The 13,545-nt window shown below is 68.7% G+C and carries 14 protein-coding genes and 2 pseudogenes; 8 read left to right on the top strand and 8 right to left on the bottom strand.

The genetic code is table 11. The annotated features are described in order from the left end of the window. The 3 genes from ADK55_RS03550 to ADK55_RS39040 form a co-directional block, all read right to left on the bottom strand. The coding region (locus tag ADK55_RS03550; RefSeq protein WP_078998431.1) for a lamin tail domain-containing protein at positions 1-327 on the bottom strand (327 nt) is incomplete at its 3' end. Between the two features lie 540 nt (positions 328-867). Then, the gene (locus ADK55_RS03545) at positions 868-1,143 is read right to left on the bottom strand and encodes a hypothetical protein (RefSeq protein ID WP_234349882.1); all 276 of its coding nucleotides are present in this window, start codon (positions 1,141-1,143) and stop codon (positions 868-870) included. 72 nt (positions 1,144-1,215) lie between these two features. Continuing rightward, on the bottom strand, positions 1,216-1,677 hold the full coding sequence (locus tag ADK55_RS39040) for a hypothetical protein (protein WP_199826433.1): 462 nt from the start codon (positions 1,675-1,677) through the stop codon (positions 1,216-1,218). Between ADK55_RS39040 and ADK55_RS03535 the strand changes: the two genes are divergently transcribed. Then, a complete protein-coding gene (locus tag ADK55_RS03535) occupies positions 1,657-2,175 on the top strand; it encodes a hypothetical protein (protein ID WP_234349881.1) in 519 nt (172 codons plus the stop codon). The two genes, ADK55_RS39040 and ADK55_RS03535, sit on opposite strands and share 21 nt — an antisense overlap. A 992-nt stretch (positions 2,176-3,167) precedes the next feature. Here ADK55_RS03535 and ADK55_RS03530 read toward each other — a convergent pair. Continuing rightward, positions 3,168-3,467 (bottom strand): annotated as a pseudogene (locus ADK55_RS03530) (IS5/IS1182 family transposase); the annotation flags it as partial. 89 nt (positions 3,468-3,556) lie between these two features. On the opposite strand from ADK55_RS03530, the gene ADK55_RS03525 reads away from it, so the two are divergent. Then, positions 3,557-4,126, top strand: a complete 570-nt coding sequence (locus tag ADK55_RS03525) for a hypothetical protein (protein ID WP_053675917.1) — start codon at positions 3,557-3,559, stop codon at positions 4,124-4,126. A gap of 29 nt (positions 4,127-4,155) precedes the next feature. On the opposite strand, the gene ADK55_RS03520 is transcribed toward ADK55_RS03525, so the two are convergent. Beyond that, positions 4,156-4,638: a winged helix-turn-helix transcriptional regulator gene (locus tag ADK55_RS03520; protein WP_078998430.1), complete on the bottom strand. Its 483-nt coding sequence runs from the start codon at positions 4,636-4,638 to the stop codon at positions 4,156-4,158. Between the two features lie 68 nt (positions 4,639-4,706). Between ADK55_RS03520 and ADK55_RS03515 the strand changes: the two genes are divergently transcribed. Together ADK55_RS03515 and ADK55_RS03510 are read left to right on the top strand one after the other, a co-directional pair. After that, positions 4,707-5,357 carry a nitroreductase family protein gene (locus ADK55_RS03515; protein ID WP_053675915.1) on the top strand — a complete coding sequence of 217 codons (651 nt, stop codon included), beginning with the start codon at positions 4,707-4,709 and terminating at the stop codon, positions 5,355-5,357. 843 nt (positions 5,358-6,200) lie between these two features. Then, positions 6,201-7,772: an alpha/beta hydrolase gene (locus ADK55_RS03510; protein ID WP_053675913.1), complete on the top strand. Its 1,572-nt coding sequence runs from the start codon at positions 6,201-6,203 to the stop codon at positions 7,770-7,772. Positions 7,773-7,783: 11 nt separating this feature from the next. Here ADK55_RS03510 and ADK55_RS03505 read toward each other — a convergent pair whose 3' ends face one another. Further along, entirely contained in the window at positions 7,784-7,888 is a 105-nt protein-coding gene (locus ADK55_RS03505) for a two-component response regulator (RefSeq protein WP_053675910.1), read from the bottom strand. Positions 7,889-8,160: 272 nt separating this feature from the next. Here ADK55_RS03505 and ADK55_RS03500 point away from each other — a divergent pair, with 272 nt between their 5' ends. Both ADK55_RS03500 and ADK55_RS03495 read left to right on the top strand, forming a co-directional pair. Then, positions 8,161-8,673 (top strand): hypothetical protein, encoded by a 513-nt coding sequence (locus ADK55_RS03500; RefSeq protein ID WP_053675908.1) that lies wholly within the window; start codon positions 8,161-8,163, stop codon positions 8,671-8,673. A 378-nt stretch (positions 8,674-9,051) separates the two neighbouring features. Next, positions 9,052-9,489: a DUF4259 domain-containing protein gene (locus ADK55_RS03495; protein ID WP_053675906.1), complete on the top strand. Its 438-nt coding sequence runs from the start codon at positions 9,052-9,054 to the stop codon at positions 9,487-9,489. An 81-nt stretch (positions 9,490-9,570) separates the two neighbouring features. On the opposite strand, the gene ADK55_RS03490 is transcribed toward ADK55_RS03495, so the two are convergent. Continuing rightward, the gene (locus tag ADK55_RS03490) at positions 9,571-10,710 is read right to left on the bottom strand and encodes a PucR family transcriptional regulator (RefSeq protein WP_053675904.1); all 1,140 of its coding nucleotides are present in this window, start codon (positions 10,708-10,710) and stop codon (positions 9,571-9,573) included. 87 nt (positions 10,711-10,797) lie between these two features. Between ADK55_RS03490 and ADK55_RS03485 the strand changes: the two genes are divergently transcribed. Beyond that, entirely contained in the window at positions 10,798-11,853 is a 1,056-nt protein-coding gene (locus ADK55_RS03485) for a ferredoxin reductase (protein WP_053675903.1), read from the top strand. A gap of 7 nt (positions 11,854-11,860) precedes the next feature. Continuing rightward, the gene (locus ADK55_RS03480; RefSeq protein ID WP_053675900.1) at positions 11,861-12,979 is read left to right on the top strand and encodes a fatty acid desaturase family protein; all 1,119 of its coding nucleotides are present in this window, start codon (positions 11,861-11,863) and stop codon (positions 12,977-12,979) included. Positions 12,980-13,298: 319 nt separating this feature from the next. On the opposite strand, the pseudogene ADK55_RS03475 reads toward ADK55_RS03480, so the two are convergent. Next, a pseudogene (locus tag ADK55_RS03475) lies at positions 13,299-13,545 on the bottom strand (hypothetical protein); the annotation flags it as partial.

Raw genomic sequence — 13,545 nt, 5'->3', positions numbered from 1 at the left:
TCCGGTGTGGATCCGGATGGTGGCGCGGCCGCCGATGCGGGTGTCGTTGAAGCGGTACCGGTTGCCGTCGGAGTCACGCAGCGTCCAGCCGCGGAGGTTTACCGGCTGGCGGGTGGTGTTGCGGATCTCGACCCACTCGCCGTTCAGGGAACGGTTGGAGCGGTCGTCACGTCCAGGAGCGTCGGCCTGGACCCGGGAGATCTCCACCCGCGGGTGCCGGTCGTGCCCCCGGTCCGCCGCGGTGGCGGGGAGAGCGGCGGCGGACACGATCGCGCCGGCGGCCAGGACAGTGGCGCCGATACGGCGGGCGGTCGAGGAAACAGACATCTGGTGGCCCCTCAAGAGCGTTGTTTCACCAGCCGATACGAACCACGTACCGGATGCGGGTGCCCGGCCCGTGGTGGGCCGAGGACCCAAACTCTCGACCCGACATGTGGCCGACCACAGCCCCCGACGAGGCCGGTTACCGACCCTGGACACTTCCGTCACACACGTTTGCGCTGTACACACAGTCCGCGTGAGCGTGGCCCTGACATTCACTGACCGCTACACCCACCCAGAGCGCGCGCGACACAGTGGATCAATGCGCCCGGAGCGCACCACCAGGCGCACTGACCCGCCGTCACCCAACCGGAGCAGCAAGTTCCGTAACAGCCGTTCCGCACGATTCTTCGCACGGACACGCGGAAATCGTGCCTCTGAACGAATATGGCGCTTTGCCCTCAGGGGGCGAGCAGCACTGACAGCTGTTCATCGCGGCCGGCTCCGGAAGCAGCGAGCTCGCCTGGTCGACCTCGGGCAGGCGGTCGAAGTGGACCCGGCCCTCGGGATCGCCGGCCGTGCGGAGCCAGGCGTCGGCCGCGGCCTTCACGTACAAGTGGTCCGCGCTCGCCACGCCGGATCTCGGCGGCCGCAGAGTCTGTCCGTGCCAGGGTGGTGGGCGAAGTGGTACACGCGGTCGGTGTACAGCTTGGTCGTGAGCTGACCGCCGCCGCCGAGCAGCAGCCCGCACCAGAAGGGGTCCTGGTCATGACGCTGGCGGAAGGCATCCAGCTCGATCGCCTCCCGCGGCAGCAACAGCGGCTTTCCCGAATCCGCACCGCCCAGGACCGCCGTCTGGATCTGACGGTTGTCACCCCGCACGAATCCCACCCCCGTCGTATCAGTTCACCGGCTACGCGGTCACTGCTCGGCGCGCATGCGCCGTTCCTCCCGCTACTGGCGGCGCGCGTGGGTGATCTGGGAGCCGAGCCATTCGGTGTACGCCAACTCGATGTCCCGGTCCGGCCCCGCGAGCATGGGGAGGAACGCGACGATCTGGAAGACCAGGGCGGTGATCATGTCGGCGGCGTCTTCGGGGCCGCGGGCCAGGACCAGGGTGCGCGCGGCCTCGTCGAAGAGGTCGAGTGCCTCTTCGTCGCCGAGGGTCAGGGCCAAACGGTCGACGAGAAGGTGCCGGACGATCACGGCAGCGTCCGCGAGCGACTGCTCGACACCGAACTCGGCGGCCGCCACACGACCGGCCTGAAGGACCGCGGGGGGCTTGTAGGGCAGCTCGAGTTCCGGGACGAGCCCCTCCTTGCGCCACTGCTTGTCCTGTCGGACTTCGCCTATCAGTCGATCTGGCTCGGCCGGCCCGGATCCGCAGTTGAACCGTTGAGTCAGGCCCTGATCCACACGAGGCACCCCACCGCCCGGTCGCTGCTGCACCTGCGCAGGGCCCGGGCCCACGCCGCCCTGGGAGCCGCGGCCGAGTGCCACCGTGATCTGGCCGCTGCCGAGACCGCCTCGTTGACCGACGCGGCCGACCCCGCACCGGGCTGGTGCCGGTGGATGAGCACCGCGGACCTGGCAGTGGACACCGGCCAGTGCCTCCTCGACCTCGGCCGTACCGACGCGGCCCGAGCCCGCATCGACGAGGGCCTGACCCTGCTACCACGGGCCCGGGACAAGACGCGCGGGGTCTTCCGCACCTACGAGGCACGCAGCCTCCTCCAAGCCCGCGAAGTCGAACAGGCCCTCCTCGTCAGCACCGAGTCACTCGACCTCGCCACCCGCATCGGCGCAGACCGATGCGTCACCCTGATCCACGCACACGCACACGCCCCCGCCTTCAAGCCCTACCAGAAGGTAGACGGCGTCCGCGAGTTCCTCGAACGACTCCGGACAGCCTGAGGGCCACCTGACGCCCACGCTCACGCCGACGCCGACGCCGCCGCAGTGTCCGGCCCCCTTTCGGGGTGACCCGGCGCCAGGGCAGTTCGTACGCACCACCGGAGGTTCGACACGACGCGAGGTCGAAGACTCCTAGCCAGGGTCTGTCGCCAAAGTGATCTCGGGTTGTGGTTCATGGTGTCGTGATATGTGGCCATGAACTGTCCGATGCCGAGTGGGAGCTGTGTGGCAGTTGCTGCCCCGGTCTGTGCTGGAGCGGCAGCGGTTGGACGACCGGACGGTCCTCAACCGGATCGTGTGGGCTGAAAGCGCGGCCCGTGCGACGACATCGACTCGCTGGACGGCTCCCTGCCTCCGCAGGTGGCCGCGTTGGCCCGCAAGGTGGCCGAGGTTCTCGAAGTACCGGCCCTCCCGTCCTCACATCGGTCGTACCCAATACGGGTCCGGCGGAGTGCCAGTAGGAAGGGGAAGACGATCCGGAGCCGTTCCAGGAGATGATCAGGAGAATGACGATGATCACCAACGGAACGGCGACGAGCAGGGCGCACCCGATGGCACCGGGCAGGTTCTTCCTGCGAAGGCGCTGATCGAGCAGCTTGGCCTCGGGGGTGTCGTTCCGCCAGTGCGGCTGGAGCTCCGCGGTGCCGTCGGCGATCGCCCCGGCCACCCGGGCGACGTCCGCGGGGTGATACGTGCGCCACTTGCTCTCGCCCCAAGTAGATTGCGATACACGGAGGTTGTTGCGAACTCCGTTGGCATTCGCGGTGGCGTCCAGGCAGGTCGCCCGGATGGTCGGCCACGCTCGGGCCAACTGGCTCTCGGACAACCAGGCGACGTGCTCCGGTTCGGCTCCTGCCACGGGCGCACCTACTCTCAGCTCACAAACAGTCTCTCCCCGCTCCGACCCGATAGGCAACACCCTCTTCTCGTAACCGACTTGGCTCCTCATGCCGCCCATATTGACTGGACGTCCAAGAGTGGCCGCCAGTGGATCAGCGGACGCGGGAGCCTCGTGGGCGGGTGTCCCAGCGGTAGAGAGACCAGGCACGTCGGATCAGGCAGCGGACGGTGATGGTTGTGCCGGCCAGGGCGATGAAGAACCCGACGGGGGCTCTTCGTCGCTCGGTGCAGCGGCGGAGCTTGCCGCAGCCGTTCATCCAGGAACTCGTGCGCTCCACCACCCACCGTCCGCCGGTCTGGATCGAGTTCTTCGCGCCGCGCTTGGCGATCTGGCCTGTGATTCCTCTGGCCTTCGGGTCGAGGTGGACCATGCTGTGGTCGTATCCAGCGTCCGGGCAACTTCCAGTCCTGGACCGCCGGCCGCGGCCTCACCGGCAAGCTCACGGTCCCTTCCATTCCACGTCAGCAGCCCAGTCGGCTGATGGACGAAGACAGCCGCCGGCAGCTGCTGAAACAGTGCCTGACCGACTCCACCATGGCTCTGGACACGCGGGCAGCAGGCGCACTGATCCTTCTGTTCGGCCTGCACGCGTCCCACGTCCGGCACCTCACCGCGACCCAGCCCACCCACCGCGAGGGCAACAGCTACCTCACCGTCTACCGGCACCCGTTCCTGCTGCCGCCCCGGCTCGCCAGACTCCTCCACCAGCCGGCCGAAGCACCCCACACCCGAGCCGCCCTCACCCGCACCACCCGCACCACCCGCGGCGAGCAATGGCTCTTCCCCGGCCTCGTCCCCGGCCGCCCCACCTCTCAGACCGGCCTCAACTCGAAACTCCTGGCGCACGGCATCGTCACCAGGCCGGCCCGAAACGCGGCCCTGGTCGCACTCTCCGGCGGCCTGCCCGTACCGGTCCTCGCGAGCATCCTCGGCCTCCACCCCAACACCGCAGTCCGATGGGCGGGGTTCACCAAGACCTCCTGGGCCGACTACCTCGCCGCCCGCACTGCGGACCTTCACTGGGAGAGGAATGCGACGCCGCAGAAATAAGTGGTCTGCGCCAGTAATCTAACTGCCCATCAGCGTGAACCGCCTGGCCTGAGCGGGGAGTCGGCGTTCGCCGGCTCCCCGCTCGCGCCATTGCCCGTTGTGCCCGACGGACCGCTCAAGTGGCTTCCACCACCTTCTGGGGAGTACCGGGCCCGGGCCCGCTCGATCTCGTTGATGTGGGTTTCGGTCCACTGGCGGAGAGCGGTGATCGGCTCCGCCAGACTGCGGCCCAGCCCCGTCAGGTCGTACTCGACCCGAGGCGGGATGGTGGGGTACACGGTGCGGGTGACGAATCCGTCACCCTCAAGGCTGCGCAGCGTCTGGGTGAGCATCTTCTGCGACACGCCCTCGATGCGCCGGCTCAGTTCGGTGTATCGCATCGTGCCTTCGAGGAGGGCGTCCACGACGAGGATGGTCCACTTGCCGGAGACGTGGTCGAGTACCTGGCGCGTCGGGCATTTCGCGGAGTAGACGTCGGCAGGCAGTCCGGATGTTTCCACCGTGGTTTTCATCCCGGGAGAGTAACGCACGAAAAGGTGCCTTCTTCCGAATGGAGAGTGACTCACCGACAGTAAGTGTCATGACGAGCCACAACACCATGTCTGTCGCAGAGGCGATCCGCACCCGTCGCACCGTCCGCCACTACCGGCCCGACCCGATCCCGGGCACCACACTCGATGCGCTCCTCGCTCTCGCCGTCGAGGCACCCACCAGCTGGAACCTTCAGGACCGGTCGATCGTCGTCGTCTCCGCAGAGCAGGGCCGCGCAGGGCTGACATGGGCCACGGGAGGCCAGCCCCAGCCCCAAGAAGCCCCGGTCGTACTGGTCTTCGTCGCCGAGCCGCAGTCCTGGCGCGATGACCACAGCGATGTCTACGACCAGGCCCGGCGCAGCGGAGCCTGGAACGACGAGTTCATCGCGATGTTCTCCACCGCGTCGAGAGCCTTCCAGGAGGACCTCGATCAGCGCGGTCTGCTCCGGGAGTACGCGGTCAAGGACGCCATGATCGCGGCCTCCTTCTTGATGCTCGCCGCCACGGAGATGGGCCTGGCAACCTCGCCCATGAACGGCTGGGACGAGGCCAAGGTGAAGAAGGTGATCGGGATCGGCGACCGTGACGACCTGGCCATCGCCCTGTTGGTATCGGTCGGCTACGCGGCGGAGGAACGGCGCCATCCAGGTCGGCGTGCCAGGGAGCGCAACGTCTTCCGTGGGCGTGGCCCTCGGTGAGCGGGAAGAGGATCAGGACGATGGCCAGGCCGGGCAGCAGCATGCCGACCAGGTCCGCCGGTACCTCGCACAGGACGTGCGCGACGCCGAATTGGCACACCTGCTGCGCCGGGGAGGCCAACCCCTGGGCACCATCGCCACCGTCCTCGGAGAACTCCGCGACGCCGGCACCTCGATGCGCCGGCCAGGACCCTGGAAGGGTGGCGGCGCGACCTCACGTTCCGCGGACTGGCCCAGCTGTACGCCGCCGGTCAGCTCTCCATCTACCTCGACTCCATGGACGGGTCGGCGAGAACCGGCTCCACCTCAAAGCACGGACCCCACTGACGTTTCCCGGACGACAGCGGCATGGGACGGGCGGCGGGTTCCCGGTGTTGCAAACAGCCACGCCCATGACAGCCGGCCACCTACGGAACGGCGCCTACCAACAGCACCTCGATCAACCCGTGACAGCCATGATCACCACCGCTGCGCACCATCGGGAAGAGTCCTGTCCTTGGGTCGAGCGACGTTCGTCCTGGTTTCCATTGCGCGGCCGTCGCCCGTGCTCCAAGTGATGACCGGGTAGTACACGGTGGTTCCGACGCTCCGGCTGGTGCTGCCGCCGAAGAACTCCTGACGGCATGCCAGTGGGGCGATCTCCCCTTACGGCAGGCGCGTGGCCGGGACGGCCCTCAGCGCAGCCCCGCCGACGGTCTCCTCCCGGAGGAGGAGGCCGGGCCGGGACGCAGGTCCCGGGCCAGGAGTGGGTCCTCGTGCCCTTGGGCGATGTGCCGTACCAGGGCGGGTTCCTAGCCTCGGGGCATGCGATCACACGAAGCGGACGATGCTCAAGGAGACCCGGTGACCACTGTCAGCCCCGCCGCACGCCGCGCCTTGGCCGTGGGCCTCACCCTCGCCGCCTGCCTCACGTCCTCCCCCGTCCTGGCCACGGCCGCAGAGACCCCCGCCCAGGACAGCTCCGGGGCCGGACTGGACCGGTACTACCGCCAGCACCTCGGCTGGGGCAGCTGCGTCAAGGGCCCCGACGACACCACGGGCCGCGATCTGGACCAGGCGGGCGTGCAGTGCGCGGACGTGACCGTGCCCCTGGACTACGCCGACCCCCGGGGGCGCACGATCACCGTGGCGATCTCCCGGCTCAAGGCCACCGACACCCGCCACCGCATCGGCGCGATCCTCCTCAACAACGGCGGTCCGGGCGGTCCCGCGCTCCAGTCCCCGCCGCAGGCCCGCGCGTCGATGAAGGAGGTCGGCGCGCGCTACGACATCGTCGGCTTCGACCCGCGCTTCATCGGGCGCAGCACCGCGCTGGACTGCGGCTTGCCCGTCGGCATGACCTGGCTGTCCGCGGGCACCGGCCGGGCGGGCTTCGACCGCCAGGTCGCCCTGCAGAAGAGCCTGGCCGACAAGTGCCGGGCCACCGACGCCGCGGTGCTCCCGCACATCACCACCCGCAACACGGCCCGCGACATGGACGTCATCCGCGGCACGCTCGGCGAGCGGAAGATCTCCTTCCTGGGCTACTCGTACGGCACCTACCTGGGCACGGTCTACACGCAGATGTTCCCCGGCCGCCACGACCGGATGGTGCTGGACGGGGCGATCAACCCGAGCGATTACCGCCCCCGGCTGCTGAAGGGCACCGAGCGCGAGAACGAGAAGGCGCTGTCCGACTGGGCCGCCTGGGCCGCGGAGCACCACGACACCTACGGCTTCGGCCGCAGCCGCGCCGAGGTGCTCGCCGTCGTCGACCGCATCGTCGCGGCGGCCGCGCGCGGTCCGCTGACCATCGGCGCCGGCGCCGATGCCTTCCGGATCGACGACAGCCAGGTGCCGCTCCTCCTCTTCTCGGGCATCGCGGACGACACCGACCCGGCGCGGGCGTCGTTCGGCGAGCTGCTTTCCGTACTGGCCAAAGCCGCGGAGGGTCGGCCGACGACGGTACCGCCGATGCTCGTCCCGGAACTCCGGTACGTGCTGCGCGGTGAGGGCGAGCCCACAGGCGCGCAGTCCGCCGTCATCTGCGGGGACGTGGCCGCCGCGCGCGATCCCGAGCTCTACTGGCGGGACATCGAGCGCAACCGCACCGCGCACCCGCTGTTCGGCGCTCTGACCAACAACATCAACCCGTGCGCCTTCTGGGACTCGCCGCGCGAAGAGCCCACCCGGGTGCGGCGCGATGCCCCTGTACTGATCGTCGCCGCCACCGGTGACCCGCGTACGACGTACAAGGGAAGCGTCGAGCTGCACAAGCGGCTGCCGAGCTCCAGGCTGGTCACCCTCGAGGGCGCCAACCGGCACGCCCTCTTCGGGCGCTACGGCAACGCGTGCGTGGACGACCAGGTCAACCGGTACCTGGCCACCGGCAAGCTGCCGGCCAGGGACCGGACCTGCGTCAAGCAGGCGGGGTAGCGGCCCGCGGTTCACGTTCCGAGTGCGGGGGCCGCCAGGATTCTGCGGTTGTTCGTCGCGGTCTTGGCGAACGCCGACTTGAGGTGGTCCCGCACGGTGTGCTCGGAGACGAACATCGGGCGGGAACCCGACCAGATACCCGCCCCCGCGGACGGTCACGCGGCATAGGGGCCGAGCAAAGCACAGCAGGCATTCCAACGGGGCCTGACAACCCTCACGCAGTGGGTCGCGCGGGAAGGCGCCCACCGGCCGGTCCCAAGGACCCACGGCGAGCCGATAGCGGTCGAAGGCGAGGCTGAGCCGGTGACCGGAAGCCGCCGAGGGCCCCAACGCCATCAGCCGCGGTCACGGGCAGCAGGTCCGTGGCTATCAGAGCCTGATCACCCTCATGCAGAACGGCTACGGCTACTCGGCGCCGTTCATGCACGACCTCGCTGACGACATCCGGTCGGCGGAGGACAAGAAGCGCGGCGGCGATCCGAACATGTGGGACCTGCAGGGGGACTTCAGCGGAAAGAACGGCGGATGGTTCGCCAACGACCCGCTCGACGGCCTGCTCGGCATCATGTCCAAGGACCCTGCCGCTGCCACCTCCTACCTCGACCCCGGTGCAGACCACAAGAACGACAACCTCCAGTACCTGCTGAAGGAACGCGACTGGAAGTTCGACGACGCTCCCGTCTGGCACGGAAACATCGAGACGCACAGCGACACCGAGAGCGAGGGCAAGGACGCCCGCACCGGTCTGGGTCTCCTCCTTGAATCCGGCTCGACCGGCCACACGCCGCTCGGCCCGAACCAGGACCCCTGGCCGGCGACCCCTCACACCGAAAGTGGAAAACAGCGCCCGCAATGCCCGCGCGGAAGTGAAGCACTGACCCCTCGGGGCTCACCGCGATGAGACCGGCCCCGGAACATCCTCACGGATGTGCAGGGGCCGATGTCGGTCCGGTCGTACTGCCCCAGAGCGCTCTGGGCACCGGTCCTGATCCGCGCACCCATGTCGGCGCGGACTGGAACCGACTCTGGTGCGACCCTCCGGAGCGCAGGGCGCGGATCCATCCGAGGGGTCCGTCCAGCCTCGCGTCGACTTCGGCCGCCGCCTGCTCCTGGGCCCGTTCCCGGGCCTGTTCGGCGTCGCGGTCGGCCCGGTGTCGGCAGATGTCACAGAGACCACCGGGCGCGGCTTTCGTGCCCCGAAACGTGTCCTGTTCGCCTCATGACGGCCACTGTCGGTGGCCGGTGCGATGATCACCGCACTTGACGCGAGGAGGTCACCATGGGCACTTGGGATATCGGCCCGTTCGAGAACGACATGGCCGCGGACTTCGCCTACACCCTGGACGAGACAGCCAAGGACAAGCGCGAGAGTCTCGTGCGGGCGACCCTGACCCGCACAATCCAGACCCGGGACTACCTCGAAAGCCCAGAAGGGGCAGAGGCCGTCGCTGCCGTCGCTCTGATCGCGGCACAGTGCCCGGGTGGTGAGCCGATCAGCACAAGCTACGGGCCCGACGAAGCCCTTCCGACCTTCGCCGACGATCTTCAGCCTCTTGCTGTCGAGGCGCTGGACCGGGTGGTCGCCGAGGCCTCCGAGCTCGCCGAGCTCTGGGACGAGACACCTGATGGCCCAAGGTGGCGGCAGAGCATCAGCAGTATTCGCGCCGTCCTCGCACCCGAGCCCGGACTGCAGGAAGACTCGCTGTTCGATCTCTAACTGAATCACCCAGCGTCACCCATCACACAACCTGAGCCAGAACCACTTCACGTGAATGAAGCCAGACGGTAGAAGGACGCGTCAGCTGACCCGGAGACCGACCGCCAGCGTCAGTTCAAGGACCCGCTGCGGCGATGCGAGATCCGGAAACAGGCCCCGCAGCTGCGACATCCGGTACCGGACCGTCTGGGGATGGACGAACAACGCCGCCGCCACCTCGTCCCGCCTGCCCTGGTGCAGCAGCCACGCCCGCAACGTCTCCTCCAGCCGCCGTGCCGTCGCGACAGGCAAGGCCCGCAACGGTGCGAGGGCTCGGGCACGCAGGTCCGCGAACGCGTCCACGTCGGCGCTCAGCACCAGCTCGGGCAGGTGGTCCTCGGTGTCGCGAATATCGGAGGAGAGGGAGCGCGCGCGTACGGCTCGTGCGTACGAGGCCGAAGCACGAATCCATGGCCGGGCCGGCCCGACCACGGCGGTGCGGTCGGTCAGCTGCCGCAAGAGATGTGATCGGTCGGCATCGGGGACGAGCAGCGCACCGGTGCCGTCCGGCAGATCGTCGAGGACGAGGGTGCTCGGGTCGAGCGCGCGGTAGGCAGGCCGGGCCTGGGCGGCGGGCAGCAGGACCGCGGTCAGCGAAACCGGCGGCCGCCACCCGGCACGTTGAACAGAGGCCAGCAGCGCGTCCGGGCTCGCGCCGGCGAGGAGGTCGCGGGCCAGGTGTTCCAGGTGGCGCTCGTGGGCCCTGCCGCGGGCGGCCAGTTCGTCGGCGTGGCCCGCGGCGCTCGCAGCGGAGAGCTCGTCGATGTAGGCGAAGGTCAGCTCGGCGAACTTGGCGACCTCGGCGGCGGGCAGGCCTACCGGTACGGCACCCGCTGCCAGGCATCGCCAGGCCACGCGGGCGCCGACGCGGTAGGCGCCGAGTAGGGCGTCCATCGAACGGCCGTCGCGCACCTCGCCGCGGCCCAGCTCGTAGGCCGCGTCACCGGCGTCGCCGCCTGTGGCGTTCCCGCTCGCGAGGTCCAGGTAGTGCCCCAGGGCGGTACGGACGGCTCGGCGGATGGTGGCGCCCATGCGACCCGAAAGGGCGTTGGCGTAGGGAGGGACCTCGTCGATGATCGCCTGGACGACCTCGTCGGCGGTGGTCTTCAGCGCGGCCCGAAGTGCGGTGACCGTCGTCTCATCCAGGGCCAGTTCGCTGGCCCTCCGGATTGCATGGCTCACGATTTTGTTCCCTGCGAACAATTCAGCCGATCAGATTTACGTCCTGCGGTCAGGACTTTACCCCTTGAGGCGCAGCAAGCTGGAGTCATGACGAGTGCAGCCCTCCGCAGCAGGGCGTGGAAACTGTTGGAGATGGTCACGACGCCGCTGCTGCCGTCGGACTACCTCGACCTGGTCAGCCCGCTGCGTGCGGGTGCTGACCTGCGTGGGCGCATCGAGGCCGTGAACCCCGAGACGGGTGACGCCGCGACTGTCGTGATCAGGCCGGGACGGGGCTGGCGCGGCCACACAGCCGGTCAGTACGTGCGGATCGGGGTCGATGTCGAGGGGGTGCGCCTGTGGCGTGCCTACTCCATCACCTCGCCGACAAACCGCCAGGACGGCCGCGTCACGATCACCGTGAAGGCGATTCCGGACGGCAAGGTCAGCAACCACCTGGTCCGCAGGGCGAAACCGGGCACGCTGATCCGGCTCGACCAGCCGACCGGTGACTTCGTGCTGCCGGAGATCAAGCCCGCCAAGGTGCTCTACCTGACGGCCGGCAGCGGCATCACGCCCGTGATGGGCATGTTGCGCGACATCGAGTTCGACGATGTCGTCATGGTCCACTGCGCACCACAGCCGCAAGACGTGATCTTCCGCGACGAACTGCACGACCTGGTCGCGGACAAGAAGCTGAGGCTCACCGAGGTGCACACCGACACGGACGGCATGCTCGACATCGCCCGTCTCGACGAACTCGTGCCCGACTGGGCCGAGCGCGAGACCTGGGCTTGCGGGCCCGCGGGCCTGCTCGACGCCGCCGAAGAGCACTGGACCGAGCACGGCGTACAAGAGCGCCTGCATACCGAACGCTTCCGCCCCGGCATCGTCGTCGCCGGCGACGGCGGCGAGGTCACGTTCAGCGCCACCGGCAAGACCGTCGACGCGGACGGCGCCACGCCGTTGCTGGACATCGGCGAGGAGGCCGGCGTGCTCATGCCCTCCGGGTGCCGCATGGGCATCTGCTTCGGCTGCATCACGCCGCTCAAGGCGGGCGCCGTCCGCGACCTGCGCACCGGCGAGATCACCGAGGCCGAGCCGGGCGTCCTCATCCAGACCTGCGTGTCCGCCGCGGCGGGCCCCTGCGACATCGAACGGTAGGAGCACCTTGACCGCCATCGACCCCACCGCCCACCTGACCGCGGAGCAGATCGAGGAGCTTGGCCGCGAGCTGGACGCGATCCGCGACGAGGTGATCGCCGGCCGCGGCGAGGAAGACGCCGCCTACATCCGTAAGGTCATCTCGGTGCAGCGCAAGCTCGAGCTGGTCAGCAGGGGCGTGCTGCTGTTCTCGATCTTCCCGCCCGCGTGGCTGCTCGGCACCGCCGGCCTGTCCGTGGCGAAGATCATGGACAACATGGAGATCGGCCACAACGTCCTGCACGGCCAGTGGGACTGGATGCGAGACCCGAAGATTCACTCCACCACCTGGGAGTGGGATCACGTCTCGCCGTCCGAGCAGTGGAAGCACTCGCACAACGAGCTGCACCACACGTACACCAACGTGATCGGCAAGGACAACGACCTCGGCTACGGCATCATGCGCGTCGACGAGGACCAGAAGTGGCACCCGTTCCACCTCGGCCAGCCGCTGTGGAACTTCATCAACGCCTGCTTCTTCGAGTACGGCATCGCAGCGTACGACCTGGAGCTCGCCAAGAACCTGCACAAGCGCCGCCGCAACAACCCGGAGTTCCGCGCGCGGGCCAAGGCCGTGGGGCGCAAGATCCGCAAGCAGGTGCTCAAGGACTACGTGATCCACCCGCTGCTGTCGGGCCCGTCGTTCCTCCCCACGCTCGCCGCCACGTTCACCGCGAACCTGGTCCGCAACATCTGGTCCCACTCGGTGATCATGTGCGGGCACTTCCCCGAGGGCGTACAGGTCTTCGAGCGCCGGTCGATCAAGGACGAGACGCGCGGCCAGTGGTATCTGCGCCAGATGATGGGCTCGGCGAACATCAGCGGCAGCAGGGCCATGCACTTCATGACCGGCAACCTGTCGCACCAGATCGAACACCACCTGTTCCCGGACCTGCCGAGCAACCGGTACGCCGAGGTCGCGGTGAAGGTGCGCGCGCTGTTCGAGAAGTACGAGCTGGAGTACGTCACCGGGCCGCTGCCCAAGCAGGTGTTCTCCGCGTGGCGCAAGGTCTTCCGGCTCTCGCTGCCGAACAAGAAGCCCAAGGTCAAAACGCCGGACCGCGAGCCCGAGCTCGTCGCGGCCTGATTCCCGGTATTGGTTCAGATCTTTCGGCCGTACAGGCGGCGCCGCCGGTCCGGTCAGCCACGGTGGAACAGGTCTGCGCCTGCCGACCGGTGCCTTCCTTTTGGCGCGGTTCCCTCACCCCCGGGAACCTCCCGGCCTTCGTGGCGCCACTACCGCTCGAGAGCGTCAAAAGGCCCGTACGCCCGAGCGGTCAAGGCGTCCCCCGGCAGGCACGTCCCCCGGGCGCCCGCGCCTGACACGACCCCGGCGCCATCATGGCGCCGGGAGGGACAACCGGGCCCGGATGGACCGGGTTCCCAGCCGCTTCCTCGCGGCCGGCTCAATCACTCGGTGGAATCGACTTGTCGATATTGGCGAGAACCCGACGGGTGCTGTCGATGGTCATCTGGATGAGGTTCCGCCGGAACTTCCCCGGCCCTTTCCGATAGCGAGCCCTGCCCACTTCGGAGGTGAAGGCGTCCGCCGGGATGGCGTCCTGGCCCGGCGGAACGAATTTGAGTACCTCTTCGAAGGCGGCGAGCGCGTAGGCCATCGCCGCACGGTACCTGTGGTGCTCGGACTTGGGT

Origin of the sequence: Streptomyces sp. WM4235 (assembly GCF_001279725.1) — a bacterium.
Classification (GTDB): domain Bacteria; phylum Actinomycetota; class Actinomycetes; order Streptomycetales; family Streptomycetaceae; genus Streptomyces.
The sequence above is the reverse complement of the archived record's forward strand: the minus strand, read 5'-3'. Positions and strand labels throughout refer to the sequence as shown.

Coding starts and splice junctions, on each gene's coding strand:
- ADK55_RS03525 (WP_053675917.1), top strand. CDS start 3,557: ATGGACGAAGACAGCCGCCGGCAGCTGCTGAAACAGTGCCTGACCGAC.
- ADK55_RS03520 (WP_078998430.1), bottom strand. CDS start 4,638: ATGAAAACCACGGTGGAAACATCCGGACTGCCTGCCGACGTCTACTCC.
- ADK55_RS03515 (WP_053675915.1), top strand. CDS start 4,707: ATGACGAGCCACAACACCATGTCTGTCGCAGAGGCGATCCGCACCCGT.
- ADK55_RS03505 (WP_053675910.1), bottom strand. CDS start 7,888: ATGTTCGTCTCCGAGCACACCGTGCGGGACCACCTCAAGTCGGCGTTC.
- ADK55_RS03500 (WP_053675908.1), top strand. CDS start 8,161: ATGCAGAACGGCTACGGCTACTCGGCGCCGTTCATGCACGACCTCGCT.
- ADK55_RS03495 (WP_053675906.1), top strand. CDS start 9,052: ATGGGCACTTGGGATATCGGCCCGTTCGAGAACGACATGGCCGCGGAC.
- ADK55_RS03485 (WP_053675903.1), top strand. CDS start 10,798: ATGACGAGTGCAGCCCTCCGCAGCAGGGCGTGGAAACTGTTGGAGATG.